Here is a 25,656-nt window from a genome sequence, read left to right as displayed (position 1 = left end):
ATCCGAACGCCTCGTTTGCGCCGTCCGCCGGGAACGGCTATATTTCAAATGAACTTGAACTGTTGGGCGACAGGTGGACGATAATCAAGCACTCGCTGCCTTCGCCGCCATTTCCAACCAAGCCCGCCTCCGGATCGTCCGGTTACTTGTGGTGGCGGATGCGGATGGACGGTCTGCCGGAGCGATCGGCGAGGCGCTGGGCGACACGTCCCCATCGCGCCCATCGTTTCACCTCAATCAGCTTCAGCAATCCGGCTTGATCGAAAGCCGTCGCGAGGGCCCGCCGATTATCTACAGTGCCATTTTAACGGCGTTGTCCGATCTTGTGGCGTTCCTCATGCACGATTGCTGCGAAGGCCATTGCAAGGTTTGCGACCAAGCCATTGCATTGTTCGCCAAATGCACCGGGCGGCCGAGGCCAGCGGCGTCGCTTGTCGAGCAACGATAGAGAGACCGAGCGTTTCCTTTTTCTCGATCGCTTTCAGTAAAGCGACAGGAGTGACGACAAACAGATGGTTTTGCGACGCTTGGGAGGCCTGCCGACGCTTAGCATATATCTGGTTGCGTTCTATTTACCGGCCGCAGTCTGGCGGTTCACACTGCACCGCCATTTGCGGGGCTCTTCCGATCGAGGCCAGCGCAGTGATGGCCAGCAAAACTCCAGCGAGGGCGAAACAGAGATCGCCGACGATACGCCATGCGAGTACCCCCATGACACCACCGAGAAAAAAGGACAGCACAGTGCCGCCATGGAGGCGCAACCGGGTCATGATCGCTTCTTGATCGGTCCCCGGCGCTTTCCCGCGCAGGATATCGATGACTCGCGCGAGCCCGATGCCGATATCGGTCGACATGCCCGAGACGTGCGTCGTGCGCACGCGAGCATCTGAGATGTGCGTCACGATGGCATTTTGCAGCCCCATGAGGAAGGCCAGACCGATGATGAGCAAGGGCACACCGGCCGCGCGATCCAGCGCCATGCGGGAAGCTGCGAGCATGGCGAGCAGTGCGCCCTCCCCCAGGATGACATGGGCGTAGATGGTGATGATACCGCGTCGCAGGCCCGCGCCGATCGCGAGCGTCGAGACCAATGCGCCGACGATGAAGGCGAGGACGACGGCAAAATAGCCCAGGCCATGGGCCCATTGTCCCATGGCCAGCAGGCTGGACAGGGCCGATAGATTACCGGTCATATTGGCCGAGTAGAAGCCGACCTCGTGAAAGGCGGCGGCATTGAGTCCACCCGCTACGGCGGCCAGCGCGAAAGCCAGCTTCCGGTCGAGACGACTGTCACGCGCATCGCCCTGGCGGATCAGCACGGAGGCCTCACCCCAATGCGAACAAGTTTCTTTCGGCCGTTGCCGCCGCGCAGCAATGCAAGCGCGGAGGCCGGCTCGTCCAGCGCTTCGGCGAGAAGCCGTAGAATCGCCGCGTTCGCCTTGCCCCCCTGCGCTGTTGCCGTAGTCCTAACGAGCAGTGCGGATGCGCCGTGATCGGACGGTAGAAGGATGGCGTCGGCCGAGGCATTGGGCACCGCCCGGATCGCGAGGCGCCCCTCCCCGTCCGCCAGATCGCGAATGGCCGCGGCGGACGGCATCGGGATCTTGCGCCGCGCCATCAGCGCTTGCGGACAAACTCGGCGCGCAGGACCAGGCCCTTTATGCCGTCGAACTTGCAGTCGATTTCCTGATCGTCGCCGGTCAGGCGGATTGACTTGATGAGCGTGCCGCGCTTGAGTGTCTGCCCGGCGCCTTTGACGTCCAGATCCTTGATGAGCGTGACCTGGTCGCCATCGGCTAGCAGATTGCCGACCGCGTCACGGACTTCCACCCGCCTGCTGGCGCGTTGCCGCTCCGCCAGTTCAGAGGCGGGCATCCATTCGGCGCTCTCCTCGTCATAGACATAATTTTCGCCGCTAACGGTCATCGGTCCGTTTCCACTCGTTTGTCAGTTCTGGACCAAGGCGGTGTGGCGCAAGCGCACGCCACGCCCGGTGCCATGGCTCGGCGCATTGTCACCGATCAACTCAATCCCTTCGCGCTCCAGTGCAGAGACAACCTTGACCAGTGTCTCCACGACGCCGCGCACTTGCCCGTCGGATGTTTCCATCCGCTGGATCGTGGGAAGCGACACGCCGGACAGCTCCGCCAGTCGCTTCTGGTCGATTCCAAGCAGCGCCCGCGCCGCCCGCATTTGCTGAGAGGTGATCATTGAGGACATATGATGTATAAAACATCATAATGCAATCTTACAACTTAATATTCCATGTGCTACATACTAACTCATCTCAATGATCAAATCGGGTATGATTGTGTGACCACCAAGGTGAAGCGCGTCGCGCGTTCTCGTTCCGCACAGCGGATGGCGATCTGATGAAGGCAGCGACGCGGTTCATGGGGTTTCTCCTGCTGCAGAATATGCTGCTGCGCGATTTCGTTCGCGAGGGTCTGGCCAAGCAGTCGCTTGGACGTGACGACGCCGAAAGGCTTTCGCGGCTGGAGGCGCTGAACGCTGCGGAACGCGTGCGATGGGAGCGCGACCTGTCCGGTCCCCCTGCGCAAACTTCGTCCGGGAAGATGCAGGATGGATGACGCGGTGGTTCGCGCGATCGAACAGGCGTCGCCTTGCGAAGAGGTCGATCTCGACCAGTTTCACGACCTGATCTTCGACCTGCGGTTCGAGCGGCCGCAGCCGGGTTCGAACCTGCAGGGCCGGTTAGATGGCGCCGGACAAATTCCGATAGCGCTCGATGCGCCGTTCGGCGCGGCAGGACCGATGTTGTTCCGGTTCGGGGACATGTTGTCGCTGCTGTTCGACTGGACAACGGTGCAGAGCGGAATGAAGCTGAGCGACCCCGACCATCTCCTGTTCGATTACACACGGGTGATGATGGGGTTCCGGCTTTTCCGCCCGGCTCCCCGGCATATCGAGATGATCGGCCTGGGCGGCGGGTCGCTCGCGAAGGCCTGCTATCGCTGCCTTGCCGACTGTGACATCACGGTGGTGGAGATCGACCCGGAGGTCATTGCGATCAGGGATCATTTTCATGTGCCGGCGGACGATCACCGGTTCCGGGTCATCTGCGCCGATGGCGTGGACTATGTGGCGAAGGCCAATGGCCACCCCGATGTGCTGCTCCTGGACGGTTTCGACAGCCGTGGGCTTCCGCAGGCGCTGAGCGAGCGCGCCTTCTATGACAGCTGCCGGTCAAGGCTCGGAAGCGAGGGTCTCCTGGTCGCAAATCTCTGCGACAATGCGACGGCCTTTACACTCCTGAAGCGCCGTATTGCGGCCAGCTTCGACGGGAGGGCTATCGCCATCCCCGCCGAACGACGCGGCAACCGCATCGTCTTTGCAAGCGCCGATACGATTTTTCCGCCTTCGCCCGAGGCGCTCCGTCGCTCGGCGCAGGATTTCATGTCGCACGAGGTCGTCGACTATGCGGCAAAGGCGCGGCGAATCGCACCGGAGTTGCAGCGCTGGATGCGCTGCGCTGGACCCGGCTGTCGCGGCCAGTGAACGCTGGAACCTGTGAGGTGGGCCGGATCAAGGTTGCATGGGCTGGCAGGGCTCAGGCCGGCCCGATCCAGAGCAATTCGAGGAGACTCGCCCCGCGAGGCCAGGCCTCTACGCGGACAGCCAGGTCACGGTGGGATTCCAGATCTTCGCTCGTATCGAGCCGCCAGATCGGACCGCCATCGATCTCGAGCAGGGGACCGCGCTCACTGATTCGCACGATCCCGCGCAGTCGCAGCGGCGGTTTGCTCGCGGTCATCGGTGCTGGTTCCCCGCATCGGCTGCCACTTTCGGGCGGCGCGCTACAAGAAAAAGACGGGCGCAAAAAACAGAACCGGACATGCAATTGACTATGCCACGCGAATTAGAAGGGTTGCAATATTGTTCATTCTATGTTCTGCAAGGCCGCATGATCCGGGACTTTCTTGCTGCCTATGATTTCAACCTGCCGCTGAACGACGCGGCGGTGGATCCCGACTTGCCGTTGGTGCGCCGGCGGCTGGCGAGCCTAGCCGCAAGCGAGGGGCTGAACGGCGGCTATTATGAGGCCCAGGAACTGGCCGAGGCGTTTCTCGATGCGGCGCGCGAGGCGAATGCCGAGGTCAACGAGGATGACAGCCCGGCGCGGGTTCGGCTACGCGATATACTGGAGCGGGACCTCGACTATCAGAGGGAGCTGTTCGGGGAGGTCTGTGAATTGCCTCTGGCCGAAGCCGCTGCACATCTGGTCTGGCTCACGGATATCATGAAGCGGCGCGTCGATATGGCGCCGGTCATCTCGGCGGCTTTGGATCGGTAGATATGGCAACCCTGGGCCGCGAATGAAGATGGTCCTGTCTTGCACCCGTCAGCAGCGGTACGATGACTGCCGCCGAGGTTGGCGTTAAACAGGGACCATGGAGTGCGAACCCGACTATCTCGACGTGCTGGACCGCCAGTTGCTCGATCAGCCCGGCGCGATGCTGATTTCGCAGTTGGACGGGTTCCTGACAGGAATCGTGGTCAGCCCGGACCTCATCACGCCGGGCCAATGGGTTCCACTCATCTGGGCAGGCGATGAAGGCGATGGGGAACCGGACTTCAAGTCCGAGGAAGATCTGCAGGCATTCCTCAACCTCGTGATGATCCATTATCACGCGATTGTCGATTCGCTTGAGCATCCGGGCGCCTATGAGCCCGTGCTCGAAACCGACACCCGCACCGGTGAGACATTGTGGGAGATGTGGATCGACGGGTTTGCGCAAGCCATGGCGCTGTCGCCGGCCGGCTGGGGTCGTATCGAAGCGGACGATGATGCTGGTTGTCACGCGGCGCTGGCTGGCATCGGCACGTTGCGGGACTTCGCCAATGGCGACCGCGATCTCGATCGGTCCGAGGAAGACCGATGGGATGCAGAGGCGGCTGATCTCCTCCCGATCTGGGTGGAGATGTTGCATCAGTGGCGGATTGAGAACGATGTCTATCGTCCTGCGACGGTTCGGCGGACCAAGGTCGGCCGGAACGATCCCTGCCCCTGTGGGTCGGGCCGCAAATATAAGAAATGCTGCGGTGTCCATTGAGGGCCGACAGTGGAAACAGGAGTCTGCGCCTGTTCAAGAAATCGACAGGACGTGCCGCGGCTCATCGAGTCCTCGGGTTGCCAGCAGACGCTGCTCGGCGACGTTGATATCGTGCCTTTTGAACGCATTGACCATGAAGGCACCTCGGACAAATTCGTCCGACGGATTGGGCCCATCATGGTGCAGCGGGTTGGCCAGCAGCATGACAATGATCGTCAGGCAGCGAGCCGCACCACACCATCGTTGAAGCGCTCGATCCAGTCACGCATCGTCGGGCGCTCGGCGAGCGGGATTTGTGCGGCAACGCGCTGAAAATCGATGAGATCAACCGGCGCACCGGCAACGATGGCATCGACTTCTGCAATTGGCAGCAGGCCGCGTTCGCGAATGAAGCGCGTCATGGATCCGGGCCTCTCGCGAGTAGACTTGCGCCATAACCCCTCGACGGTCACAAGACGTGGAGCGGCGCGCGCCTCGACCAGCACGATGAGCCTGAGGCACCACGGGGGCAGCGTCATCAACTCGGTCGATTTTTGGGCCAGGCAAAGCCAGCAGGCCGATTTGATCGGCACGGGCAGGCCCTCAGCGCGAATACGCCTGATACAGGCCTCCCGATCCCAATCCCATTCGCGCAAGGGGTAGTGATAATCATAGCGGTCGCTGATATGACCTTCGCGATGGGCATAGCGCCGACTGTCGGCTGGGGAGCTATCATAGCCGATCAACTTTACAACACGACCTCCTCTGGCCCATATTTGCTGGGCGGGAGTCCATCATTCAACCCATTGATCTTGAGGCTGAATCTTCCATTTTTGCGAACAGGAATGACGACCAAAGCTGATCGACGGCAGCGTCGCGTTGGTGAGGCAATTTTCAAGCAGCGAGAAGTAAGGCGGCCAGTGTTTGAAGCGCTTGGGGACATAGCGCACGACATGATGTTCGATATGATGCCTGTCCATCCAGCGCTGGAAGATCGGAAGATAGGCGTAGGTCTCCTCGCGCTCTACCCCTGTGTCGGCCGTGAGGACGACTGACAAGGGCAGGCCCTGCTTGACCCACTCTATGATCATTGCGGTGCTGTCGACACCCATGCCCCAGGCGGCAACCACGGGAGTATCGGACAGCTTGGCATGGACGGCATCATCGTTTGCGGCCGCGAACGGCGCACGGAGAGGTTCAGACATGATCGCGCTCCTGAAGCGACAGACTCAAACTGGAAAGGTCGATTGGTCGACGAAGCGCGACCTGGCTTGACTGTGGTCATCCCTCGAGGGAGACGCTGATGGTGGTGTTCGCAGGGCAGCACCGGGCGGTCACCAGATAGCCGAGGCGGTTGACGATATGCAGGCCGTCGGTGATCTCCATGCCATCGTCTCCCTCCACGATCGTCCAGACCTTTGCGGGTGGCTGCGCGCGAACGAAGGCAAGTTCCGGGCTCGAGGCCTCGAAGAGGCATCCCCCTTCCCCGAAATCAAATCCGGCGGTGTCGGAAAGATGGTTCGGGAGCGGCTGGAAGCGATCGAGGAATTCTTCCTCGGTCAGTTCGAGATATGGCTCCGCCAGTGGCGTTGGATCTGCCTGGCCGGCGGACCGACTTGTGGCGCTGTTGGACATTTCCCTGTTCCTTGATTAAGGTGGGAGAGCCGGTCCGAGGCCGGCTCGCATGCATCAGGCAATGAGGGTCATCAGTGACTGGTTGCGCTTGGGGCCGGTGGCAGAGACGCGGAAGGGCTGGAGCGGGTCGCCCGTGCGCAACACGAATTGCGGCCGTCCGGTTTCGCGGCGCTTCTGAACAGCAACGGCGTAGGCACGATCGAAGGTTGCAAGCGTCGCAGGCGCGGACGCACCGGACGGTGTCTGGGTGGCGGCGATCATGACGGATGCTCCTCAGGACATTCGGGAACTGGAAAGACAGGGAGGCCAGGCGACACAGGCTCGTCGCGGTCGAACAGGACCCAGGAGGCATCCCTGTCGAATGCCGCCTTCAGGGTTGCCCAGAATTCCGGGCTGATGTCGGGCGCTTCGCCGCCGCACCCGACGACGCAGGTGTGGACGAAGAAGCCATAGACATAGGGTTCGAACACCAGATCGGGATGACCGACTTCGACACGTCCATCCGCCCCGCGCGGCGCGACGGCGATCAGGTGATCGATGTGACGACGCTCAGCCACGGGCAGATGGGCAGTCGAGCAGACGAAAAGCGAGGAACGGCGCATGAGGTGTCTCTCCTTCCTGAGGGTTTGCGCGAGGTTCGGCCGATGGGGTCAGGCCGCCTGATCGAGCGAGAGCGAGAGCCTGCTCCTGTCAGCGGAGATCGTGAGGAACTGGCCATCCGGGATGAGCCACTGGACGTGTTCGAAAACCGCCTCGCGCAATTGGGCGAGCAGCGCTTCGTCCTCGCCAAGCAACAGCAGGTTGGCGAGATTGTGGGCTTCACGCTCGAATGCGAGCGATTGCGTATCCCAGCTATCGCGCTCGCAATCGTCGGAATAACAGAACAGGCTGGCGTACATCAGGTCGGCAAGCGCGTCCGGCTGCACATTGGCCTCGCTGTCGAACAGGATGGTCGCCTCGTCGAGCGTCCAGGAGGCATTTTTGCAGACCAGCATGTCCGTGGGCACGCGGTAGATGGCGGGTTCGGTCGGTGAGGTAGCGCCATGTTGTAGAACGATTTCGGCACTGAGTGCCTCGACCGGCCCGCATTCGAAGTCGTCGGGCAAAGCGACGTCATCCGCATATCGATGCAGGATTCCGTTCCGTTTCATCACGAAGCCGCAGGACAGGAGACGTGACAGTCCGTCATACCATTGGTAGCCCTCGAAATCGCGATTTTCCTGCACGAGTTTGCCTTCAAGGGGCGAGGCCTTGTCGAGCGCGCGGGCGAGCGCCTGCTCGATATCTGGTTCATGGTCGGTCATGATGATCATCGGCCCTGACCGGACGGCCGTTCCCTGATATCGGTTGGCTGTGTCAGCAACGGTAGGGATCCAGCTATTGAGGGATGCTTCCGCTTCGGGGAGAAAGACACCAAGTTCCTTGGCTCTGGCCCATGCTTTATAGGGAAGGCGATGAGACGCTTCACAGGCGATGGTTCGGTAAAGCGCGACCTCGGCCGCTTCCCTGAGCCGGGACAGTGCCTCGTTCTCGACCATTTCCTTGCGCGCGGGGAGCACGAGCTGAAGCGCCGGCGCGTCGGCGATATCGACCCGTACCCGCCAGCTATGGGGACTCTCGATTTCGCTCAGAGTGGGAAGCCGGGAGGCGACCGTGACGCCATGGAAATTGATCCGGGGCGTGTGGACTGCCTCAGTCGTGCCGTCGTGGAAGATACCGATGCGACAGCCTTCCCACAACTCGATCCGTTCCGCACCGGCGAGAAAGTCTTCGCACGGAAGCTGCGCGCCCGCGAAATGAACCGGCAGCGGGAAATATCGGGCCGCGACGCGCAGTGCTGACCCAAGCTGCTCCTCCCAGGCGGCCGGCAGCATGATCTGGACCTCGGTGCCGCGCACGATCCCGCACGACTCTATTGCGAGCGGCACAGCCCCTTCCCATCCATCAGCCGGAATATGGACCGACCACCCCCGTCCGGCCGCTCGCGAGCAGGAGCGGACAACCACATCGCGGCCGGCGAGGCTGAATACCCCCATGCCGGCTGGATCCTCGCGGGAACGGATATCCTGCTGCCAGCCCGAAACGCCGAGGGTCAGAAGGTTGGCGGGATCGTCGATGCCGCAACCGTCGTCATAGATGGACAGCGCAATGCCGGCGGGGAGATTATAGACCGCGACATGGATCGCGCGCGCACCGGCACGACGGGCGTTCTGAAAAAGCTCCAGCAGCACATCGCCGAGCGTGCCGTTGAACAGGCGTGAGACCTTGGTGATGAGCGACTTGCCGACCTCGGGCCGGATGGTGGCAGGAAAGGACATGGGATGGGACTCCTGTCTGACGGAGACCAATTCCCCGCCGCATGAGCCCTCATCCCCCTCCCCTTTGCATTACGGCGGGGTGGAATGGATCGGACCAGTCGATGTGGTCGATGATCCAGCCAGGCACAAAATCCCAGTCGAAGCAGAGCGGATAGTCCTTCTCGACCTTGCGCCAGGACGCTTCGACGGCATCGGTCCAGCCAACCACAGTCAGCCGCAGCGCAGCGGTGCCGAGCGCATCGAACGTTTTGCCGATCGCGAGAGCGAGGCCGATCGCATCGGGATCCGTGATCGGCCGGGAGCGCAGGGCCAGAACCGCCTCCCAGAGGCAGGCGGCGGTTTCGAGGCTGCCTTCGGAATAGTGGGCCATGACGGGGTCCTTTCGGTGTCAGGCGGCGCGCAGGTCGCAGCCCTGGTAGAGGCCGAGATCAGCTGCCATGAGCCTGTCGATGCCTGGCGCGAACCGGTCGAACGCTGCATTGAGGTCAGCGACGGCGACGCGGTAGCTGGCCTCGCCGGGATCGAAGTCGAGCGCGAGCATCAGCGGGGTCAGCCGTGCCGTCATCTCAGGATAGACGGCGCGGACTATGAGCGCCTCGATCCGCCGCGCGACCAGATTGAGCCGCGCCGCGAGGCCCAAGGGGGTCGCCAGATCACGCTCATACCAGGCGGCGGGTGCGACGACATCGGCGATGCGGGTCGAGGGCGCCCGTCCATAGCCGATTCGGGCCTGGATGACGACGCAGCGCGGGCGCCGCTCGAGCGCCACTTCGGCCAGTGGCACGAGGGCGCGATAGTGATAGGTCGAGGCGGTGCCCGGAATGCGGGACCGAGAGACGATGATGTCCATTGGCTGTTCCTTCGATCATGGAGGCATGGGGCTGCGCATTCGGCAGCAGGGGGACGCACAGGCGAAACTCGCCCGACGCATCTTCAACAGGAGCCCTCCCCTCCGGCTCGCTACCGGGACCGTTCGGCCTTCGCGGCAAGGAGGTCTGCGAACCGCGCCTGGACTGCGGCAGCGTCGGGAAAATGGTCGGCGAGGCCGTGATGGGCGAGGATCGGCGCGCGGGCCTTGGTGATCAGCGAGGCCTCGGCCAGGCTCGGCATGCGTGGTGGCCAGCCCTTCACGAACCGCAGTTCCGGGGGCATTGCCGCTTCGAGCGTCCGGCGCTCATGGGACCGCGCTTTGACGCGGGCGACCTCGCGAAGACGTGCGGCTGACAGCAATTGGGGCGCAACATCGGCGAGCCATCGTTGGGGCTGGAAGGAGAAGGTCGAATCCAGCTCGATCGCCACGAGATGGCAGTAGAGATCGAGATTGCCGGGAGCTTGCGCGGAGGCAGCCAAATCGTGCGCGGATCCAAGCACGCAAAAAGCACAGGACAGACGCGTCGTGCGGTAGCGGACATAGGCTTCGTGCAACGGCAGCCCGTGGCGCTCATGGATCCCGAACACATCGTCAACGCTCCAGTCGACCGCCGGATGCCAGCTGAGCATGTGCGTACCAGCGGCATTGCGTGGCTTCGCGAAACGTTCGTCGCTTCGGGAAATCGGGGTCGAGCGCCGGCTCGGGCTTTCGTCGCGGCGCAGGCCGATGACCGAAACGATAGTCTCACCCCGATAGCGACGCGCCAGTTCGGGGCCGATCACCTGGACCTTCAGTTCGGACGTGCAGAAACGCAGCGATGCCGATGACCATGGGCCGATGAGATTATAGGTCTCGAGCGCCTCGTAACGGCGCTTGCCGGAGAGAAAGCGTTGTTCCCAGCGTGCCACCATGTCGCCTGCCGATCGGCTGACAACCAGCAGGGGAATCCCCAGCCTGTCGGCGATCGCTGCAACCATAGCCGGGGTCGACCGCCATTCCGCCCGGCCGAGGTCCGCGTGGATTGCAATCCGTCGATCGCGGGGATGGCCCAAGGCATCAAGCAGCGCGATAGCAGCATGGGCCGAGGCGGTGGAATCCTTGCCACCCGAAAGATTGAAGGCGAACCAGGCACCACCCCTGATGGCCGCCAGCACCGTCTCGTCAATAGCGGGCAATGGATCGTCAGGTGCGGCGAACAAGCCGCGCGCAAGAGCTGCGCCCATGCGGGGTCTCCTCGGGTGCGGTGGATCGGCGCGACCGCGCGCCGGTCAGCGGTCGACAGGCGGCCTGTTGTCGTAGAGGGGCTCCGCGCCGGGCTCCCATTCGCCGGGCAGCCAGATCCGGCCGTTATAGCTGATCCGCCCCACGGGCGTTTCGGCGATCAGGAGCAGAGCCTCGGGGAACATGCTGGCGCCCAGACCCGAACGGTCGCGGCGCTCGCAATAGAGGCTGGAGGCTTCCGCCCAGTTCGCTGCAGAAAGCTCTGGAAAGCCGCGCTGGATGACGCGAAAGGGCTTGCGCGAAGCAGCTCGCCGCCCGGCGCCGGCAAGGATGCGGGCGATATGTCCGGCATAGACGGCAAGCGTGGCCCAGTAAGCAGCGACAAATGCCTTGCGGCTGTCCCAGCTCGATCGGGCACGACGGCGCGAATCGGCGGCCAGGTCGAGCAGCAGCACCGCGAGCAGAGCGCGGATATCGGCAGGCATGGCCAGGATGAGCCGCGCGGCGGGAAGACCGAGGACCGGATTGCGAACCTCGGCCCGGGAGGAGCGGTGGGTCATGGCGCCGCCCTTCACCACTCGAACGTTTCGAGATCGTCGACGCAATCCGCATCACGATCGAGAAGAAGCCAACGGCAGCCCTGTGCGCGCGCGAACTCGACAGCGGCCCAAAGCTCGTTCGGGACCATTTCGCGCTCCAGGCTGTCACGCGGACCCGTCAGAACGAACCAGCCATAGCCGGCCTCAGCGACACCGAGCGGGCGGGATTCGGGGATCATCTGCGCCCATTGGTCGAGAAGCTCCGCGGTGGCGGGACGGATATGGCTGGTGCTGATCACGAGATGGCGACCGACACGCAGTGCATGAGATGAGTCGACCGCGGGTGCCTCGATTGAGATGCGGTCTGTCCAGAGATATTCCTCTTCTTGCGCGTCGAAGTAGATCGAACTTGCGTCTTCGTCTGAGAGCGTCGAGGGATCACGCCCGTCACGGATGTCCGGCCACCATTCGCGGCAGAATGAGGCCACCTCGGCCATGAGCGCCTCGCGCGTGAAGGCGGCGTAGAGATCACCTCCATGACGATGGTCGATGAACGCGGCGTGGATGTCGGCCGCCCAGGGAACGACGTGATCGTGCACGAGCCGCTCGGCCTGCGCCAATTCATCGCAGAGGATATGGGCCGTCGGAGCAGCGTCGGCGATGGTCGTGCGTGCCCGGGCCAGCAGGCGCGCGAAATCGTCCCTTGTCATATGGGTCATGAATTGTCTCCCTGGGGATGTGCCGGGTGCGCGAACGGGCACTCCGAGCGTGTGATCAGGCCCGGTCAAGCGCCTGGGCGATGGCGGCGAGTGCGTCGGCAATATGCTGCTCGACCTCGTGCGTGGTGATCCCGAGACGGGCCGCGATCGTAGTGAAATCCTCGTCGCCAAGGAAATCCGCCAGGAGAAGCTGACGGGTGATCTCCGGCAGTGCGGCGACCGCGCTGGCGTATCGGTCAATCGACGCAGCGCCGACGTCAGCAAGACCGGCTGCATCCACGCGCACCCATGCCCGCACCCAATAGCCGTCGCCATCGCGCTGGACGATCTACTCCTCAGGGTCGATCCGTAGGATATGAGCGTTAGGCCAGCGTTCGCCGGCGGCAGCCACGACCGGCAGATCGGCAGTGTCGGGCGCAAGGAAGGCATCGATCCGCGCGGCGAGTTCGTAGCTCGTCCGACGCCGGTCGCGTCGAAGGCTGAAGCGGGGATGGTCGTTGAAGAAATCGAGCGCCTCGACAAGGAGGGCGCGGGCGTCATGATCGGACATGGTGGGGTTCTCCGTCGGGCCGATCCCTGACCGGCACCCCATTCCCGCCCCCTTCCCTCCGACTGCTTCGATTTGCCTCAGGCTGCGTGGGCAAGCAGTGGGAGCGCTGTCACATCTCCGGCGGACGTGCCGCGATCGAGTTCGGGATAGGGCAGGCTCGGCACCGCCCGCGCCGCAATCCGCGCCGCTTTGGTAAGCGGGAACAGATAGACATGGTTGCCCGGGTGCTTTTGACGGCGCAGGAAGCCGGAGCGTTCGAGATCGGCGAGCCAGTGCGCTCCATCCTCGCCGGAGCGACGGGTCCGGGCACCGGCGGCGGCGAGTTGCTCGGCAGCATAGCGTTGACCGCATTCGTCGTTACGGATTTTCGAGATCGCCCGGCTCGAGATCGGCTGGCCGTTGGGCAGGATAAGATCGATGCGTGCGGACGAGCGGCCGGTATAGCGGCTACCCATCACGCAATAGAGCGTGCCGACATGGCCGGGCATGAACACCTGGCCCTGCTCGTCGGTGCGGCGGATCGGATCGGCATAGGAGATGACCGACACGATCTCCGGCTTCTCGCGGCGCAGCAGTTTGAAGGCGCGCGAGAGCATCCAGGTTTCGGCGTTGCCGCCGGTGTCGTCGAGCAGCACGAGGCGTCCGAGGTCGCAGGCGCTGCGCGGATCGGAAAGGCCCGCTGATTTGGGGACGCTGGCGTTGTTGACCGGGTGGGCGAAGACGCAGACGCCGACCAGGTCGGATCGTCCGCCGGCGCCGTTTCGGAAAAGACCGATCGACAGGCGAGTGACCGGCATCGAGGCGGCATAGTGATGCTGGCGCACGAAGGGGGCGGCCTGTTTGACGGTGTCGATGATATCGACGGCGAACCGCCTGGGGTCGATCTCGGTGGCGCCGGGCACCCAGCGGCAGCGCCGATCGCGCCAGCGTTGGCTTCTGGTGGTGATCATTTGGCGACACTCCGGTTGCGGCGGCGACTTCTCCCGCCCATGCCGCGATCGGCGGCGGGAGAACGCCGGGCTGGCTACTATGCGATCACGCGGCGCGTGAGGTCGGGGATGCGCACATTGTCGTAGGGACTGGAGACAGACATTTCGAGCGCGTCGCGCTGGGCCCGATACCAGTCGGTTGCCTCGACTATGTAAGTCTCGATTGCATAGGGCTCGCCGCCGCTGGAGAATTCAACGGTGACGGTGAAGGTCTGCATTTCGACCTGAGCGAATGCGTGCATGATCGGATCCTTTCGATATGAAAAGGGCGGCTCCGACCTGGGTCGAAGCCGCCTTGAGGTGAGCGGGTATTGAAGATCGGCCCGGTGACAGGACCGGACGGTCAGGCGCCCGCGGCGCTGCGCCATCGGCTAGCGGCTTCATAAGCCGTCAGATGGCCATGGCTTTCGGTGCAGAAGCGCTGGAATTCCGCTTCCCAGGCGAGGGACGTGGCTTCGAGCGCCTGAACAACTTCCCACAGGAAAGCGGTGGCCGAGCCAGCCTCTGCGACCGGAACCCAGAGAGCGAGGTTGTTGCTGTCCGCGCCGCAACGCTCGCAGGTCTGGCTGTCATAGGTTGCGAGCAGCGACCAGGCTTGCGCGATCTCGTCCCAAATGGCGTTCGCGTCCCGACAGATGTCCGCGCTGCCACAATGGCGACAGCGCGGCATGAGGGGAGCCGCTATCGGCGTGTCCGATTCCATCCCGGTCGCCGGTGGCGGATATTCGTTCTCGGCGAAACCGGGCGGAAGCGCCAACGCGGGGGCGATATAGGCGCTGTCCACACCGGGCCAGATACCGGTCAGGTAAGCGGCTCCGCTATTCTCATAATCCTCCTTCTGACCGGTCCAGTCCCCGTCCTCGATAGCGAGCCGGCAGGCATCTTCGGGGGTGGCCGCCTCATAGGTCCGGTGGCGGAAGACCGGCAGCCGGTAGGTGCTTTCGATCGTGAAGCTCCGCATGGCGACCTCCTCAGTTAGCCTTGGCGAAGAGCTTGCGCGCCTTGCCCTCGATTTCGAGCCGCGTGTCCTGGTTGGATTTGGCGCGGGCGTGCGCGGTGATGCCCTGCACGAAATCGAACAGGCTGGCGGGCGGATGGCCTTCTTCGGCGATCACCGACTGGATGATCTTCGCGGTGTCGGTCTTGGAGAAGCCGTTCTTGCGCAGGAAGGAGTCGCGATCCTCGTCGGACCGTGCGACGATGCGGCCGCGTGCCGTCTTGATGCCCTCGATGAAGCTCAGCGCCGAAGAGTCGGCGAAGGTCTCGAGCGCGGGCGCCGCCTCATGGGCGAAGCGGTTGGCGGCGAATTTCGAGTGGCGTACCCGGATCTCCTCGAAATTTTCGACGCCCCACAGATTGCGATTCATGCACACGGCGCGCAGATAGAAAGTCGCAATTCCCAATGTCTTGGAGCCAACTTCCGAGTTCCAGCAATAGAAGCCGCGGAAGAAGAGATCGGGGTCACCATTCGGCAATTTTCCCGCTTCGATCGGATGCGTGTCATCGACCAGGAACAGGAAAACGTCGCGATCCGACGCATAGAGGGTCGTCGTCTCGCGCGTGACGTCGACATAGGGGTTATAGCGCATCGACCGCCAGTCGAGCACGCCCGGAACCTTCCAGCGCGTATCGGAAACACCGTTGCCCGCGAACTTCCGGACGGCCGCGACCAGTTCATGGTCCCAGATCCGGCCATAATCGGGCCCGGTGACGGCGCGCAGTTCGGCACGCCCCTCGTCGGTCTTGAGGAGCTTCACCTGCTCGCCACGATGGCTCAGGAGGCCATGCTGGAGATTGATGCCGGCGAGCGCGGCAGGCAGGCTCCGCAAATATGAGGCGGGAGCGCCTACCAGGCTCGACAATTGCCCGAACGACCAGTTGGTGGGGGCGATCGGTTCGGCTTCGCCGGGAACGATGAGGCTGAGGCGCTCGGCATTGTCCATGCTCGCCTCGACGCGGACGTCGCGACTTTCGACGATGCGCGTGCGTGCGCGGTCGGCGCGACGGCGAACGCTTTCATAGAGATCGTCGAGGGAGAGGAATTTTTCGTCGTCGGGACGCGAATACCATTCGGACGAGACCCGCCCGATGTTGCGACCGCGGGATATGTCGACCTTGTAGGCGCCAGAGACCTGGGGCGCGTCGATATGCTGGGCAAGCGTTGCCATGGGACATCTCCTGGTTGGAACAGCCCGATCCGCTTCGGACCGGCCAACCTTCCCCCACCCCCTTCCCTCCATCCTGTCCCGTATCGGCTCGGGGCTTGGCGCGTGATACGATCGCGGGAAATGTCGCCGGCCATTGCGGAATTGTTGAATGCCTCTTCAGTCTGATTGGCTCATGGATGTTTCGCCATGGATCAGCGCGTGCGATAGGGGTAAGCTATGAAGCTGCCCCCCTTTCTTCTCGATCACTGGCTGTCAGCCTATGATTTCGCGCAGCCGCCCATCGCGTTCAATCTCGCGTCCAGCACCGGCCCTCGATGGTCGGCCGGCGAAATCGCCGCCCTGGACGCGACCGGGGCCGACATTGGCGCGACCGTCCTGAGTTATGCGCCGCCCGAGGGAGGAAGCGAACTACGCGAGGCGATCGCCGACTTTCAGGAGGTCACGCCGGAGGCCGTCGTCGTCACCACAGGCTCGTCCGAAGCGCTGTCGATCCTGCTTTGCCTGCATGCCCGGCCGGGTGGCAACGTCGTACTGCCTGATCCCGGTTATCCGGCCTATGCGGCAATGGCGGGAGTGTGGGGTCTTGCCGTCCGTTCCTATAGCCTTTCACCCAAGACCGGCTTCACACTGGGGGCGGAGGCGGTGCTGGCGATGACCGACGCCGATACCGTCGTCGTCGTCGTCAACACACCGCACAATCCCACCGGATCCGTGATGGAGCGGGCCGAGATCGAAAGACTTGCCTGCCAGCTAGCCCCGCGCGGCATCGCGCTGATCGTCGACGAAGTCTATCATCCGCTCTATTTCGGGCAGCGGCTGCCCTCGGCGGCCAGCATCGATGGTGTGATAGTGACGAGCGACCTTTCAAAGGCGTTCTCGTTGCCTGGCCTTCGCACCGGCTGGATCGTGGATCATGACGCCGCCCGCCGTCGCCGGATCATCGACGCCCGCAGCTATTTCACGATCAGTGGCTCGCCCTTGACGGAACGGCTGGCAGCGCAGGCATTGCGCGAGCGGCACAGCGTCCTGTCGCGTCTTGATCGTATCGCCGCTGCAAATCTGGCGCTTTTGGACGATCTCATGGTTGCGGTCGATGGTATCCTCGCATGGGTGCGGCCCCGCGGCGGCACAACCTGCTTCCCGTGGTTCATCGACGGCCGCGACAGCCGGCCATTTTGTCGGGCTCTTGCCGACAATGGCGTGCTCGTCGCTCCCGGCGACTGCTTCGGCCACCCGGCACATCTTCGCATCGGCTTCGCGCAACAGGCGGACGGTTTCGAGGGCGCGGTTTCGACGATGCGAGCTCATCTCCTTGGGGCGATATCGAACTGAACGATATGACTGTAATCAATTGCCCGTTCCCAGGCTGCTTCATAAGGGGAAACAGGAGCGTGTAAGATCTAACGATCGCGGGCCTCCAGGGAACCGGATAGGGTCCCCCCGCGCGGGCGCGCCGCGTCGGGATTGGTCTTTTTGTCGTGCTCTATGGAGCGGTCATTCGTCAATCGACATGGGGAACGTCGCCTATCGCTCCTGTTGATTTCGACAACGACGACTGACGGTCAGGGCACAATCGCGTAGACTACCTGCACGCGCACCTGCGTTTCGATCGCGCGGGGCTTCAGTCCGATTGCGACTGGCGGCGGCGGCGGTGGCGGCGGCGGAGGCGCACTGACGCGCTGCGCCGAGACAACGATGTCGTCATAGGGGCCTGGACCGTTGAAGCTTAGGTTTGAGACACTGAGTATGCCGCCCAACTTGACACCGGAGGCGCGCGCAATGGCTTCGGCCTGTAGCTTGGCCTCGGCCAGCGCCTCTGCGACCCCGCGCCGCCGTATCTCCTTATCTTCGGCAAGGAAGAAGCGGTCGATGCGGGGGTTGGTTGCGCCGAGCCGGCCGGCAAGCGACACCATCGTTCCGGCCTCGTTCACCGCTGCGGTGCGAACTTCGACCTGAAGATCGGCGGTATAGCCAATGATGGCGCATTCGCCTGTCGACAGACGCGGATTGCCGTAACCGTTGCGATTGCAATCGCGACCGCGGACCTCAGCGATGCCGACCTGCGCGGCACGTATGTCGGGCTGGGCGGAAACGCCAGCCAGCCCCTTCTCGATCGCTTCGCGTTTCGCCACCATGGCGCGCACGGCCTCGTCGCTGGTAGCGCCCTCGCCGTGGACGGAGAAGTTGACGACGGCACGGTCGGGCGGACTCGGGATCGTTGCGGCGCTGGTGACAACGATCCTGGGCCGCGCGTCGCCATCGGATTGCGCGATAGCAGCGGATGGTAGGAGGATAAGAAGAATGACGGCGAAGCGGCGCATGGATATCTCCGATGATGGCACGGCCAGTGTAGCTGTCAGCACTCCCGGCACAACCCATGGCGGGATTGCTACAGGTTGCCGAAACGAGCTGATTATCGGTAAATCGCAGTGGATCGGCGCGATTTTGGCCTTTACCGCCAGTTGAGCGGGTTCATATTGAGTGCGAGGTCCTGATGTCGTGCCCTGCAAAATGGCAGCTCACTGCGGGACAGCGACGGTTGGCGACGTCTGTCCCGTTAAAGTTTGCCGGGTTTGCAGGTTGTCCAGGCATTGCGTGCAACGATGCCGATTGGCCCCTCAAACACCTGATAGTCGGAGAGAGCGCCTGATTTCCGATCAAACGTCATCTGTCGAATCTGACCGCTCTTATTGACGTTGGCCAGCGGAACCGGAGAAGCGCGAACATCGGCGATCCGTTAGGTCTGCGCACCAGTGCATTACCCGTAATAGTATGACGGACAGGGATAATTGCCTGTTTCTCGATCAACTTGGACGATATTGGCAAAATAGGCACTTCTCCGCCAGTTGAGCGGTTGTTACGCTGATCCTCACAATAAGCTGGAGGCATTTGGTGACGACCGACCATTCCCTAGGCTGGGAAGCTGTTGCCGACAGGTTCATAGCGATCCGATCCGAGATCGGGGCAGCGCTGGTGCGGTCATGGGCAAAGGAATGTCTGGTGCCACCCTCGCCTATCGTTGATGTGGGATGTGGTTCCGGCGTTCCGATCGCGAAGGCGCTCATCGACGATGGGTTTGTCGTATTCGGCATCGATGCGTCACGCTCGCTCGTCAAAACTTTCCGTGAGAACCTTCCTGCCGTGCCTGTCACATGCGAATCAGCGCAAGATAGCTCCTTCTTCGGGCGCACCTTCGAAGGCGCTATATCGATCGGCCTGATCTTCCTGCTCGATGCAAACGATCAGCAGAGGGTGCTTGGCAAGATAGCTGACGCCCTCGATCCCGGTGGCCGGTTACTTTTCAGCGCGCCACAGCAGGCTTGTGAATGGAACGACACGTTGACCGGGCGGGCATCTCTATCGCTTGGGGTCGATGCCTATGCAACCTGCCTGAATAGGGTCGGCCTTGATCTGGTCCGTTGTCTTACTGATAACGGCGGCAACAACTACTATGATGTGGCGAAGCCCCAATGAGCGACTTCCAGCACCAATTTTCGAGCCGCGCTCATAGCGGAAGCGGCGAACGCGCTGTGACGGCCCGTTTCACTCGATTGGTGTCACCCTGTAGCGAAGTACGGGGTCTGCTTACGTAGCGGATAATTTTCACCGATGTAGATGGGGATGTACAGAGCCATGTTGCAAATGACTCGCAAAAGCCCTAGGGCGGCGACTGGGCTGGCTCGACGATTCATTTACCGTCGCGGGTAGCGCGATCGGGGGCGTGACGTGAATGCGGTAGCTGCAAGACGTGAAATCGGCGCTCTTTACGAATCTCATGCCGACTGGCTCCATCACTGGCTTCGTCGCCAGACGCGATGTTCGCATCGCGCGGCCGACCTCACGCAGGATACGTTCTGCCGACTGCTTGAACGACCTCACGCCACGGTGCTGGACACGCCCAGAAGCTACCTTGTCACGGTCGCACGACGCCTTCTGATCGACGATATCCGGACACGGGACGTGGAGCGAGCCGTTCTTGACGCCTGCGCTTCAGTGCAACCCGGCACGGATGGCATAACGCCTGAGCGGATAGCGGAGGCGACCCAGCTTTTGAACGCCGTGCTGTGCCTGCTTGACGCGCTCCCCCAGGAAACGCGAAGCGCTTTCCTCTTGCGCCGCCTCGAAGGGCTGGAACAGAAGGACATCGCTACACGGCTCGGCATTTCGCTGAGCACGGTAAAGCGACATATCGCGCTCGCCTATGCGCGTTGCTACGCAATCGCCTATGCGGACTGAGTGAGCGAATTCTCTGAACAGAGTCCGACGCCGGACATGATCGACCAGGCCGCGCGCTGGGCCGCCATGCTCGATTCCGGGGACATGAGCGCGGACGATCACAGCGCCTACGCCAGGTGGCGCGCGGAGCATCCGCTGCATGAACGCACGCTCGACCGGATGCGCGCCTTCGACGCGCGTGTCACGGGCGCCGGCGACCTCGAGCGCGACGCGCTTCGCTCGGTGCTGGACCGGCGTCGGCTTCGGCGTCTCGGCGGCACAGCGTTGGGATTGGTCCTTCTGGCGACAGTCGGGTGGACCGGGATCCGGAACAATTTCATCCGTGATCGCTTTCCCGATTATCAAACGGCGAGCGGCGAACTCCGCACCGTCGCGCTCCAGGATGGAAGCGAGATCATTCTCGACACCGATAGCGCAGTTGGCGTCGATATGACCGAAGATGGTAGGCAGGTGCGCCTCATTCGCGGCCAGCTTCTCGCCAAGGTCGCGAAGGACCAGGCCCGACCGTTCGTGGTGGAAACCGCATATGGCACCGCGACAGCCCTGGGCACCAGTTTCGTTGTGCGGCGCGAGGACACATCCATGCTGGTCACGGTCGTCGAATCCCGCGTCCGTGTATGTCCGGCCAAGGCGGCGGATGATGGCGCCTGCCACACGCTTGCCGCGGGCGAGCGAGCGCGCGTCACGCGGGGCGGCGTGATCGAGGAAAGCCCTGTCGATCCTGCGACCGCCGCCCTGTGGTCAAGCGGCTGGCTTGAGGTCGACGATCAGGAGGTCGGCGACGTCCTGACAGAACTTAACCGCTATAGCGAAAGGCCGATCCGCTTCGATGCCGCATTGCTGCGCGGGGTGAAATTGACGGGGAGCTATCCCTTGCGAGACATAGACCGCGCGATAGAGGGCATCGGAAGGACGGCGGAACTGCAAGTGCGCCGCTCGGGCGACGGCGAAATCCTCATCACCCGCGAGGACTGAACTATTTTTGAGCCGTTTGGGAAACTCGCCCGTCCCCCTTGTGAGAACTGACGACACAAGGGGGTTTCAATGCACCAGATCCGTAAAGCCATATTGCATGGAGCAGTCGCAATGGCAGCGGTTGTCCCGGGAAGCTTCCTCGCCACCCAGCCAGCTCATGCACAAGCTCAGACGGCGCGCAGCTTCGATATTCCGGCGGGCTCCCTCGGTTCCGCCATCGCCCGCCTGGGCCGACAGGCCGACATCATGGTCACGGTCGACCCCGCGCTGGTGCGCGGGCGCCGGACGGCGGGCCTGCGTGGAACCTATACGCCCGAGCAGGCGCTCAATGCCCTGCTGGCCAACAGCGGATTGACGGCTCAGGCGGATGGACGGGGCGGGTTCATCCTGTCCGCCTCCACAGCGACTGCACCGCGCCGCCCGGCAGCCAGCCGGTCTCCCAGGCGGCCTGCGCCAGTCCCAGTCACGGCATCCCACGATCCCGAGGCGCATGAAGCCGATACGATAGTCGTCTCCGGGCAGAAGATCGCGCGCACCCTGCTCGATACCCAGGCAAGCGTCGGCGTGGTCACGCGCGAGGATATCCTGACCAAGGATCTGACCTCGTTCCGCGAAGCGTTCCGCACCATGGCCAATGTCATGAGCGGCGACTGGCTCGATTCCGGTTTCGTCATCCGGGGGATCAACTCGGAAGGGCTGACGCCGGGCGCCCCCCTTGCCACGACCTATATCGACGGCGCGGAACAGACCACCAATGGCGCGCGCCGCGGCGCGCGCGGACTCTGGGATGTCGAACAGGTCGAGGTCTTTCGCGGTCCGCAATCGACGCTGACCGGTCGGGCCGCCCTGGCGGGCGCCATCTACATCAACACCCGCGACCCGCAATATGAGTATGACGCCGCCTCTCGTCTCAGCCTCGGTGAGATCGGCACGCGCGAGGCGGCGGCCGCGTTCGGTGGCCCTATCGTCAAGGATGTTCTGGCGTTCCGCTTTGCCGCCGAATATCAGCGCCGCGACACCGAAACCAGCTATCCAGGCTATGAAGACTTCGAACGTTACGACACGCTGAAGGAAGACAAATATTATCAGCTTCGCGGCAAAATGCGGTTCGATCCGCTGCCCGGGCTGACCGCGACCCTGTCCCACGCCTACAGCTATGATTCCCCGGCCTATGACGATGTCGGCGGACCGGGCTTCGGTTGGAGCTACTCGGATCGACGGGGCGACACCAATCTTCCCTATTATCAGGACGTCCGGGAGACCAAGACTCATTCGAGCGCGGCGCGCATAACCTACAGCCTTGCTCCGGAAATGACCGTGTCGTCCATCACCTCGCTGGTAAATACCAAAACCATCCGCGATTCTGTCAATGCCGGGACGCCAGGTCAGATCTACACGACCGAGGGCGCATTCAGGGAGCGCCTCTTCACGCAGGAGCTGCGTTTCAACTATGATGGCGCCAATGGTCTCCGCGCGGTGGCAGGCCTCTACTACAACTTCTCGCGCACGGTGCAGGACCGCCTCCTGACGACGCCCTCGAGCGGCGGGCGCACGGACGATACCGACACCGTCGACCGCCGCCGCAACTATGCGGTGTTCGGCGAGATCAGTGTGCCCGTGATCGAAAATGTAAGCCTGATCGTCGGCGGTCGCATCGATCACACGCACATGACCTATGAATCGAACTTCAGGCGGACCTTCCTCAATCCGGCGCTGACGGGCAGCACAGCGGTCTATGCGCTCGATAACAAGGAGACGGTGTTCCTGCCCAAGGCAGGCGTGGACATCGCTCTGTCGCCCGACACGAAGTTCGGCTTCGTGGTTCAGACCGGCTGGCGCCCCGGCGGCGCTGAACGCGACAATCTGGGGATCGTCTCGGATTTCGGGCCGGAAAAGTCGATCACCTATGAAGGGTCGATCCGCCACAGCCTAAGCGGTCGGGGAAATGTCTCGCTCAACATCTTCTACACCGACTGGAAGGACCAGCAGGTCCGGTTCGACAACGTCAATCCCGATGGCAGCATCAGCCGCCGGTTCACCAATGCCGGCAAGGCGCGGCTCTATGGTGGCGAGGTGGAAGGTCGTTACACATTGGCGCGCGATCTTTCGACCTTTGCGTCGCTCGGCTACGTCAACAGCCGCTTCACCGACTTCGTGGCGGCCGACCTCGGCGACTTCACCGGCCTCTCGCTGCCGCAATCTCCAAAATGGACTGCGGCGGCGGGCATCGACTATCGGCCAAAAACAGGCTTCTTCGTTGGCGCTGACGCCAAATATACCGGCTCGTTCATTGCCCGCGACATGCAGAACGCGCCGGTCGACAAGGCAGGAGACTATCTGCTGGTCAATGTCCGCGCCGGCTATGCGCTCGATCATATCTCGCTGATGATCTTCGCCGAAAATCTCTTCAACAAGCAGTATTTCACCTACCGCAACCGGATCGACTATGGCGCGGGTCCGCAGGATCTCTACGGGACGATGGGACGCTCGCGGATCATCGGCGTCACGGCCCAAGCGTGGTTCTGATGCCTGCGCGGCCGGCTTTGCGTGTCGCCGGCCGGGTGCTGGCGGCGACCCTAGGCGTCTATGCGGTGACCGCCGGCAGCGCGGCGCTGATTGCCGTGCTGCTGGTGTTGGCGGCTCGCGTCACGCGGCCCGATGCACTGATCGTTGGGGCCGTGATCGGCTATGCGCTGTTCGCCGTGCTGATGCTCTGGTGCTTCGCCGAGCGCCGGTTGATGCGGGTGTGGCTGACGCTGGCGCTCGTAGCGGCCTCCACCCACGGCCTCGCCATGCTGATCGAGCCTGCCTTGCCTGTCACAGGAGGAACGCCGTGAGCGCACCTGCGCATCCTGACGATCCCGGCGGCCTGCGCCTCGCGCTCAACTGGTTCCATACCTGGTTCGGCCTGTTCGTCGGTGGGCTTCTGTTCGTCATCTTCTGGACGGGTACGCTCGCCGTGTTCGATCGCGAGATAGATCGCTGGATGATGCCGGCGACACGGTTGGCAGCGGTTCCGCAGGTGACTGCGGATCAGTTGCTGCAAGTCGTGCGCGCCCTCGCGCCGGACGCCCGCAACTGGACGATCATCCTGCCCGACGATCGCACACCTGTTGCCGAAACCTGGGTGACATCTCGTAAGGGCGATCAGATCCGCCGCTACATCGATCCGGTTACCCTCGAGCCAATGCCGGATCAGGGCACACTCGGCGGTGAACGCTTCTTCTATCCCTATCATTTCACGCTGCACATCCACGCCTTCGGGATAGGCCTATTCCTGTGCGCCTTTGCGGCCGTGGTGATGATGGCGCTGTGCATCTCGGGCGTTATCATTCACAGGAAGATCTTCGCCGACTTCTTCACCCTGCGCATCGTCCGCAAGCCGCAACGCACCACGCTCGACCTGCACAATATCTCAGGCGTGCTGGCGCTCCCCTTCCACCTGATGATCTCGTTCACCGGCGTCGCGATCTTCTCCTACACCTATCTTCCGAGCGCGCAGGCGATTGTCTTCGCCGGCGATCGAGCCGCGGCAGGCGCCGGCTGGTTCAGCCGTCCGGCGGCGGGAGAGCCCGGTGGGCCCCTGGTCTCGCTGGACGGGTTGCGGGACAGGGCGGCGGCGCACTGGGGCGGCGAGCTGCCCAGATATATGCGCGTCATCCATCCTGGCGACGCCAATGCCTATGTCGAGCTTAAGCCGACGAGCGACCGGACAATTTCCTATCGGGGCGGCGCCAGGCTCTGGTTCGATGGGGCCAGCGGCAAGCTGCTCGCAGAGACGCCCTATACGGGCACCAGCCGGTTTTACGATTTCCTCTATGGCATCCATGCCATCCAGTTCGATCACTGGACGCTGCGCTGGCTCTACTTTCTATCGGGCCTGGCCGGCTGTGTGCTGATCGCCACGGGCCTGCTGTTCTGGGTCCAGTCACGGAGAAAGCGCCATGAAAAGCTGGGTCTGCGTGGTGTCCGTATCGCCGAAGGCCTGTCGGTCGGAATGACGACGGGTCTGCTCATCGCGACGCTGGCCTTTCTCATCGCCAACCGTTTGTTGCCGCTGGGGCTCGCAGGCCGCGCCGCGACAGAAGTGTGGGCATTCCACATCGTCTGGATCGGCATGCTCATCCACGCTTTCGTTCGGGGGAGGAGCGCATGGCGCGAGCAGGCCTGGTTGATCGCGATCGGCGGTGTTCTCGCCGTGCTGCTCAACGCCATCACCACCGGCCATACCTTGCCTGTCGCGATGTCGTGCGGCCTTTGGCATACCGCCGGTGTTGATACGACATTGCTGGTGGGAGCGGCAATCGCCTCCGCGGCTGCGATCAGGCTTGGTCGAGCCGCACGGCGGCCGAGCGCCGCCTCTGATTCGGACGCATAGAGC

37 protein-coding genes are annotated in these 25,656 nt (G+C 63.0%); 13 read left to right on the top strand and 24 right to left on the bottom strand.

Translation table 11 applies throughout. The features are described from left to right. The first annotated feature begins 73 nt into the window (after positions 1–73). The gene (locus ACXJ16_RS17845; protein WP_463922904.1) at positions 74–448 is read left to right on the top strand and encodes an ArsR/SmtB family transcription factor; all 375 of its coding nucleotides are present in this window, start codon (positions 74–76) and stop codon (positions 446–448) included. Between the two features lie 124 nt (positions 449–572). Here ACXJ16_RS17845 and ACXJ16_RS17840 read toward each other — a convergent pair whose 3' ends face one another. From ACXJ16_RS17840 to ACXJ16_RS17825, 4 genes are read right to left on the bottom strand one after another with little or no spacing between them, the layout of a single operon-like run. Further along, positions 573–1,319 (bottom strand): YoaK family protein, encoded by a 747-nt coding sequence (locus tag ACXJ16_RS17840; protein WP_463922903.1) that lies wholly within the window; start codon positions 1,317–1,319, stop codon positions 573–575. Beyond that, positions 1,313–1,618 (bottom strand): DUF167 domain-containing protein, encoded by a 306-nt coding sequence (locus tag ACXJ16_RS17835; protein ID WP_463922902.1) that lies wholly within the window; start codon positions 1,616–1,618, stop codon positions 1,313–1,315. The genes ACXJ16_RS17840 and ACXJ16_RS17835 overlap by 7 nt, the downstream gene beginning before the upstream one ends. Beyond that, the gene (locus ACXJ16_RS17830) at positions 1,618–1,926 is read right to left on the bottom strand and encodes an alkylphosphonate utilization protein (protein ID WP_463922900.1); all 309 of its coding nucleotides are present in this window, start codon (positions 1,924–1,926) and stop codon (positions 1,618–1,620) included. The genes ACXJ16_RS17835 and ACXJ16_RS17830 overlap by 1 nt, the downstream gene beginning before the upstream one ends. Before the next feature lie 21 nt (positions 1,927–1,947). After that, positions 1,948–2,211, bottom strand: a complete 264-nt coding sequence (locus ACXJ16_RS17825; RefSeq protein ID WP_463922899.1) for a helix-turn-helix domain-containing protein — start codon at positions 2,209–2,211, stop codon at positions 1,948–1,950. A 161-nt stretch (positions 2,212–2,372) separates the two neighbouring features. On the opposite strand from ACXJ16_RS17825, the gene ACXJ16_RS17820 reads away from it, so the two are divergent. After that, complete coding sequence (locus ACXJ16_RS17820; RefSeq protein ID WP_463922898.1) at positions 2,373–2,591, top strand: hypothetical protein; 219 nt, start codon at positions 2,373–2,375, stop codon at positions 2,589–2,591. Then, positions 2,584–3,519 carry a fused MFS/spermidine synthase gene (locus tag ACXJ16_RS17815; RefSeq protein ID WP_463922897.1) on the top strand — a complete coding sequence of 312 codons (936 nt, stop codon included), beginning with the start codon at positions 2,584–2,586 and terminating at the stop codon, positions 3,517–3,519. The genes ACXJ16_RS17820 and ACXJ16_RS17815 overlap by 8 nt, the downstream gene beginning before the upstream one ends. Before the next feature lie 52 nt (positions 3,520–3,571). Here ACXJ16_RS17815 and ACXJ16_RS17810 read toward each other — a convergent pair whose 3' ends face one another. Beyond that, positions 3,572–3,775, bottom strand: coding sequence for a DUF5818 domain-containing protein (locus ACXJ16_RS17810; protein WP_463922896.1), 204 nt, complete (start codon positions 3,773–3,775; stop codon positions 3,572–3,574). A gap of 150 nt (positions 3,776–3,925) precedes the next feature. On the opposite strand from ACXJ16_RS17810, the gene ACXJ16_RS17805 reads away from it, so the two are divergent. Together ACXJ16_RS17805 and ACXJ16_RS17800 are read left to right on the top strand one after the other, a co-directional pair. Then, positions 3,926–4,315: a hypothetical protein gene (locus ACXJ16_RS17805; protein WP_463922895.1), complete on the top strand. Its 390-nt coding sequence runs from the start codon at positions 3,926–3,928 to the stop codon at positions 4,313–4,315. A 139-nt stretch (positions 4,316–4,454) separates the two neighbouring features. Further along, on the top strand, positions 4,455–5,075 hold the full coding sequence (locus ACXJ16_RS17800; RefSeq protein ID WP_463922894.1) for a UPF0149 family protein: 621 nt from the start codon (positions 4,455–4,457) through the stop codon (positions 5,073–5,075). 33 nt (positions 5,076–5,108) lie between these two features. On the opposite strand, the gene ACXJ16_RS17795 is transcribed toward ACXJ16_RS17800, so the two are convergent. From ACXJ16_RS17795 to ACXJ16_RS17710, 18 genes are all read right to left on the bottom strand, one after another. Next, the gene (locus ACXJ16_RS17795; RefSeq protein WP_463922893.1) at positions 5,109–5,279 is read right to left on the bottom strand and encodes a hypothetical protein; all 171 of its coding nucleotides are present in this window, start codon (positions 5,277–5,279) and stop codon (positions 5,109–5,111) included. Positions 5,280–5,290: 11 nt separating this feature from the next. Beyond that, the gene (locus ACXJ16_RS17790; protein ID WP_463922892.1) at positions 5,291–5,800 is read right to left on the bottom strand and encodes a hypothetical protein; all 510 of its coding nucleotides are present in this window, start codon (positions 5,798–5,800) and stop codon (positions 5,291–5,293) included. Between the two features lie 48 nt (positions 5,801–5,848). Further along, on the bottom strand, positions 5,849–6,259 hold the full coding sequence (locus tag ACXJ16_RS17785; protein ID WP_463922891.1) for a hypothetical protein: 411 nt from the start codon (positions 6,257–6,259) through the stop codon (positions 5,849–5,851). Between the two features lie 76 nt (positions 6,260–6,335). Continuing rightward, entirely contained in the window at positions 6,336–6,689 is a 354-nt protein-coding gene (locus ACXJ16_RS17780; protein ID WP_463922890.1) for a hypothetical protein, read from the bottom strand. Positions 6,690–6,743: 54 nt separating this feature from the next. Further along, the gene (locus ACXJ16_RS17775) at positions 6,744–6,950 is read right to left on the bottom strand and encodes a hypothetical protein (RefSeq protein WP_463922889.1); all 207 of its coding nucleotides are present in this window, start codon (positions 6,948–6,950) and stop codon (positions 6,744–6,746) included. Further along, positions 6,947–7,291: a DUF5983 family protein gene (locus ACXJ16_RS17770; RefSeq protein ID WP_463922887.1), complete on the bottom strand. Its 345-nt coding sequence runs from the start codon at positions 7,289–7,291 to the stop codon at positions 6,947–6,949. Before ACXJ16_RS17770 ends, ACXJ16_RS17775 begins: the two co-directional genes overlap by 4 nt. Before the next feature lie 48 nt (positions 7,292–7,339). Beyond that, positions 7,340–8,920 carry an ATP-binding protein gene (locus tag ACXJ16_RS17765; protein ID WP_463922886.1) on the bottom strand — a complete coding sequence of 527 codons (1,581 nt, stop codon included), beginning with the start codon at positions 8,918–8,920 and terminating at the stop codon, positions 7,340–7,342. A gap of 136 nt (positions 8,921–9,056) precedes the next feature. Then, a complete protein-coding gene (locus tag ACXJ16_RS17760) occupies positions 9,057–9,377 on the bottom strand; it encodes a hypothetical protein (protein ID WP_463922885.1) in 321 nt (106 codons plus the stop codon). 18 nt (positions 9,378–9,395) lie between these two features. Beyond that, positions 9,396–9,857: a hypothetical protein gene (locus ACXJ16_RS17755; protein ID WP_463922884.1), complete on the bottom strand. Its 462-nt coding sequence runs from the start codon at positions 9,855–9,857 to the stop codon at positions 9,396–9,398. A gap of 110 nt (positions 9,858–9,967) precedes the next feature. Further along, on the bottom strand, positions 9,968–11,101 hold the full coding sequence (locus ACXJ16_RS17750) for a phosphoadenosine phosphosulfate reductase domain-containing protein (RefSeq protein WP_463922883.1): 1,134 nt from the start codon (positions 11,099–11,101) through the stop codon (positions 9,968–9,970). Positions 11,102–11,146: 45 nt separating this feature from the next. Beyond that, positions 11,147–11,659 carry a hypothetical protein gene (locus ACXJ16_RS17745; protein ID WP_463922882.1) on the bottom strand — a complete coding sequence of 171 codons (513 nt, stop codon included), beginning with the start codon at positions 11,657–11,659 and terminating at the stop codon, positions 11,147–11,149. 11 nt (positions 11,660–11,670) lie between these two features. Next, positions 11,671–12,357, bottom strand: a complete 687-nt coding sequence (locus tag ACXJ16_RS17740) for a DUF5983 family protein (RefSeq protein ID WP_463922881.1) — start codon at positions 12,355–12,357, stop codon at positions 11,671–11,673. A 55-nt stretch (positions 12,358–12,412) separates the two neighbouring features. Then, complete coding sequence (locus ACXJ16_RS17735; RefSeq protein ID WP_463922880.1) at positions 12,413–12,643, bottom strand: sigma factor-like helix-turn-helix DNA-binding protein; 231 nt, start codon at positions 12,641–12,643, stop codon at positions 12,413–12,415. A gap of 42 nt (positions 12,644–12,685) precedes the next feature. Beyond that, the gene (locus tag ACXJ16_RS17730) at positions 12,686–12,907 is read right to left on the bottom strand and encodes a hypothetical protein (protein ID WP_463922879.1); all 222 of its coding nucleotides are present in this window, start codon (positions 12,905–12,907) and stop codon (positions 12,686–12,688) included. Between the two features lie 77 nt (positions 12,908–12,984). Beyond that, positions 12,985–13,857 (bottom strand): Mom family adenine methylcarbamoylation protein, encoded by an 873-nt coding sequence (locus ACXJ16_RS17725; protein WP_463922878.1) that lies wholly within the window; start codon positions 13,855–13,857, stop codon positions 12,985–12,987. Positions 13,858–13,934: 77 nt separating this feature from the next. After that, positions 13,935–14,138, bottom strand: coding sequence for a hypothetical protein (locus ACXJ16_RS17720; RefSeq protein WP_463922877.1), 204 nt, complete (start codon positions 14,136–14,138; stop codon positions 13,935–13,937). Between the two features lie 101 nt (positions 14,139–14,239). After that, positions 14,240–14,857 carry a hypothetical protein gene (locus ACXJ16_RS17715; RefSeq protein ID WP_463922876.1) on the bottom strand — a complete coding sequence of 206 codons (618 nt, stop codon included), beginning with the start codon at positions 14,855–14,857 and terminating at the stop codon, positions 14,240–14,242. Between the two features lie 10 nt (positions 14,858–14,867). Then, positions 14,868–16,064, bottom strand: coding sequence for a DUF932 domain-containing protein (locus ACXJ16_RS17710; protein ID WP_463922875.1), 1,197 nt, complete (start codon positions 16,062–16,064; stop codon positions 14,868–14,870). Positions 16,065–16,280: 216 nt separating this feature from the next. Between ACXJ16_RS17710 and ACXJ16_RS17705 the strand changes: the two genes are divergently transcribed. After that, the gene (locus ACXJ16_RS17705; protein WP_463922874.1) at positions 16,281–17,396 is read left to right on the top strand and encodes an aminotransferase class I/II-fold pyridoxal phosphate-dependent enzyme; all 1,116 of its coding nucleotides are present in this window, start codon (positions 16,281–16,283) and stop codon (positions 17,394–17,396) included. Positions 17,397–17,626: 230 nt separating this feature from the next. On the opposite strand, the gene ACXJ16_RS17700 is transcribed toward ACXJ16_RS17705, so the two are convergent. Beyond that, entirely contained in the window at positions 17,627–18,385 is a 759-nt protein-coding gene (locus ACXJ16_RS17700) for an SIMPL domain-containing protein (RefSeq protein ID WP_463922873.1), read from the bottom strand. On the opposite strand from ACXJ16_RS17700, the gene ACXJ16_RS17695 reads away from it, so the two are divergent. The 7 genes from ACXJ16_RS17695 to ACXJ16_RS17665 all read left to right on the top strand — a co-directional run bounded on the left by ACXJ16_RS17695 (position 18,366) and on the right by ACXJ16_RS17665 (position 25,653). Then, positions 18,366–18,530, top strand: a complete 165-nt coding sequence (locus ACXJ16_RS17695; RefSeq protein WP_463922872.1) for a hypothetical protein — start codon at positions 18,366–18,368, stop codon at positions 18,528–18,530. The genes ACXJ16_RS17700 and ACXJ16_RS17695 overlap by 20 nt on opposite strands. A 426-nt stretch (positions 18,531–18,956) precedes the next feature. Beyond that, positions 18,957–19,538: a class I SAM-dependent methyltransferase gene (locus ACXJ16_RS17690; protein WP_463922871.1), complete on the top strand. Its 582-nt coding sequence runs from the start codon at positions 18,957–18,959 to the stop codon at positions 19,536–19,538. 252 nt (positions 19,539–19,790) lie between these two features. Further along, positions 19,791–20,300: a sigma-70 family RNA polymerase sigma factor gene (locus tag ACXJ16_RS17685; RefSeq protein WP_463922870.1), complete on the top strand. Its 510-nt coding sequence runs from the start codon at positions 19,791–19,793 to the stop codon at positions 20,298–20,300. Beyond that, complete coding sequence (locus tag ACXJ16_RS17680) at positions 20,301–21,275, top strand: FecR family protein (RefSeq protein WP_463922869.1); 975 nt, start codon at positions 20,301–20,303, stop codon at positions 21,273–21,275. It begins immediately after the preceding gene. A 111-nt stretch (positions 21,276–21,386) separates the two neighbouring features. After that, entirely contained in the window at positions 21,387–23,801 is a 2,415-nt protein-coding gene (locus ACXJ16_RS17675; RefSeq protein WP_463922868.1) for a TonB-dependent receptor, read from the top strand. Continuing rightward, positions 23,792–24,112 (top strand): hypothetical protein, encoded by a 321-nt coding sequence (locus ACXJ16_RS17670; RefSeq protein WP_463922867.1) that lies wholly within the window; start codon positions 23,792–23,794, stop codon positions 24,110–24,112. Before ACXJ16_RS17675 ends, ACXJ16_RS17670 begins: the two co-directional genes overlap by 10 nt. Then, positions 24,109–25,653 carry a PepSY-associated TM helix domain-containing protein gene (locus tag ACXJ16_RS17665; protein WP_463922865.1) on the top strand — a complete coding sequence of 515 codons (1,545 nt, stop codon included), beginning with the start codon at positions 24,109–24,111 and terminating at the stop codon, positions 25,651–25,653. The genes ACXJ16_RS17670 and ACXJ16_RS17665 overlap by 4 nt, the downstream gene beginning before the upstream one ends. Positions 25,654–25,656 lie beyond the last annotated feature (3 nt).

The organism is Novosphingobium sp. TK71 (assembly GCF_055361505.1).
The sequence above is the reverse complement of the archived record's forward strand: the minus strand, read 5'-3'. Positions and strand labels throughout refer to the sequence as shown.

Coding starts and splice junctions, on each gene's coding strand:
- ACXJ16_RS17835 (WP_463922902.1), bottom strand. CDS start 1,618: ATGGCGCGGCGCAAGATCCCGATGCCGTCCGCCGCGGCCATTCGCGAT.
- ACXJ16_RS17830 (WP_463922900.1), bottom strand. CDS start 1,926: ATGACCGTTAGCGGCGAAAATTATGTCTATGACGAGGAGAGCGCCGAA.
- ACXJ16_RS17825 (WP_463922899.1), bottom strand. CDS start 2,211: ATGATCACCTCTCAGCAAATGCGGGCGGCGCGGGCGCTGCTTGGAATC.
- ACXJ16_RS17820 (WP_463922898.1), top strand. CDS start 2,373: ATGAAGGCAGCGACGCGGTTCATGGGGTTTCTCCTGCTGCAGAATATG.
- ACXJ16_RS17815 (WP_463922897.1), top strand. CDS start 2,584: ATGGATGACGCGGTGGTTCGCGCGATCGAACAGGCGTCGCCTTGCGAA.
- ACXJ16_RS17810 (WP_463922896.1), bottom strand. CDS start 3,775: ATGACCGCGAGCAAACCGCCGCTGCGACTGCGCGGGATCGTGCGAATC.
- ACXJ16_RS17805 (WP_463922895.1), top strand. CDS start 3,926: ATGATCCGGGACTTTCTTGCTGCCTATGATTTCAACCTGCCGCTGAAC.
- ACXJ16_RS17795 (WP_463922893.1), bottom strand. CDS start 5,279: ATGCTGCTGGCCAACCCGCTGCACCATGATGGGCCCAATCCGTCGGAC.
- ACXJ16_RS17785 (WP_463922891.1), bottom strand. CDS start 6,259: ATGTCTGAACCTCTCCGTGCGCCGTTCGCGGCCGCAAACGATGATGCC.
- ACXJ16_RS17780 (WP_463922890.1), bottom strand. CDS start 6,689: ATGTCCAACAGCGCCACAAGTCGGTCCGCCGGCCAGGCAGATCCAACG.
- ACXJ16_RS17775 (WP_463922889.1), bottom strand. CDS start 6,950: ATGATCGCCGCCACCCAGACACCGTCCGGTGCGTCCGCGCCTGCGACG.
- ACXJ16_RS17770 (WP_463922887.1), bottom strand. CDS start 7,291: ATGCGCCGTTCCTCGCTTTTCGTCTGCTCGACTGCCCATCTGCCCGTG.
- ACXJ16_RS17760 (WP_463922885.1), bottom strand. CDS start 9,377: ATGGCCCACTATTCCGAAGGCAGCCTCGAAACCGCCGCCTGCCTCTGG.
- ACXJ16_RS17755 (WP_463922884.1), bottom strand. CDS start 9,857: ATGGACATCATCGTCTCTCGGTCCCGCATTCCGGGCACCGCCTCGACC.
- ACXJ16_RS17750 (WP_463922883.1), bottom strand. CDS start 11,101: ATGGGCGCAGCTCTTGCGCGCGGCTTGTTCGCCGCACCTGACGATCCA.
- ACXJ16_RS17745 (WP_463922882.1), bottom strand. CDS start 11,659: ATGACCCACCGCTCCTCCCGGGCCGAGGTTCGCAATCCGGTCCTCGGT.
- ACXJ16_RS17740 (WP_463922881.1), bottom strand. CDS start 12,357: ATGACCCATATGACAAGGGACGATTTCGCGCGCCTGCTGGCCCGGGCA.
- ACXJ16_RS17730 (WP_463922879.1), bottom strand. CDS start 12,907: ATGTCCGATCATGACGCCCGCGCCCTCCTTGTCGAGGCGCTCGATTTC.
- ACXJ16_RS17725 (WP_463922878.1), bottom strand. CDS start 13,857: ATGATCACCACCAGAAGCCAACGCTGGCGCGATCGGCGCTGCCGCTGG.
- ACXJ16_RS17720 (WP_463922877.1), bottom strand. CDS start 14,138: ATGCACGCATTCGCTCAGGTCGAAATGCAGACCTTCACCGTCACCGTT.
- ACXJ16_RS17715 (WP_463922876.1), bottom strand. CDS start 14,857: ATGCGGAGCTTCACGATCGAAAGCACCTACCGGCTGCCGGTCTTCCGC.
- ACXJ16_RS17710 (WP_463922875.1), bottom strand. CDS start 16,064: ATGGCAACGCTTGCCCAGCATATCGACGCGCCCCAGGTCTCTGGCGCC.
- ACXJ16_RS17705 (WP_463922874.1), top strand. CDS start 16,281: ATGAAGCTGCCCCCCTTTCTTCTCGATCACTGGCTGTCAGCCTATGAT.
- ACXJ16_RS17695 (WP_463922872.1), top strand. CDS start 18,366: ATGACGGCGAAGCGGCGCATGGATATCTCCGATGATGGCACGGCCAGT.
- ACXJ16_RS17700 (WP_463922873.1), bottom strand. CDS start 18,385: ATGCGCCGCTTCGCCGTCATTCTTCTTATCCTCCTACCATCCGCTGCT.
- ACXJ16_RS17675 (WP_463922868.1), top strand. CDS start 21,387: ATGGCAGCGGTTGTCCCGGGAAGCTTCCTCGCCACCCAGCCAGCTCAT.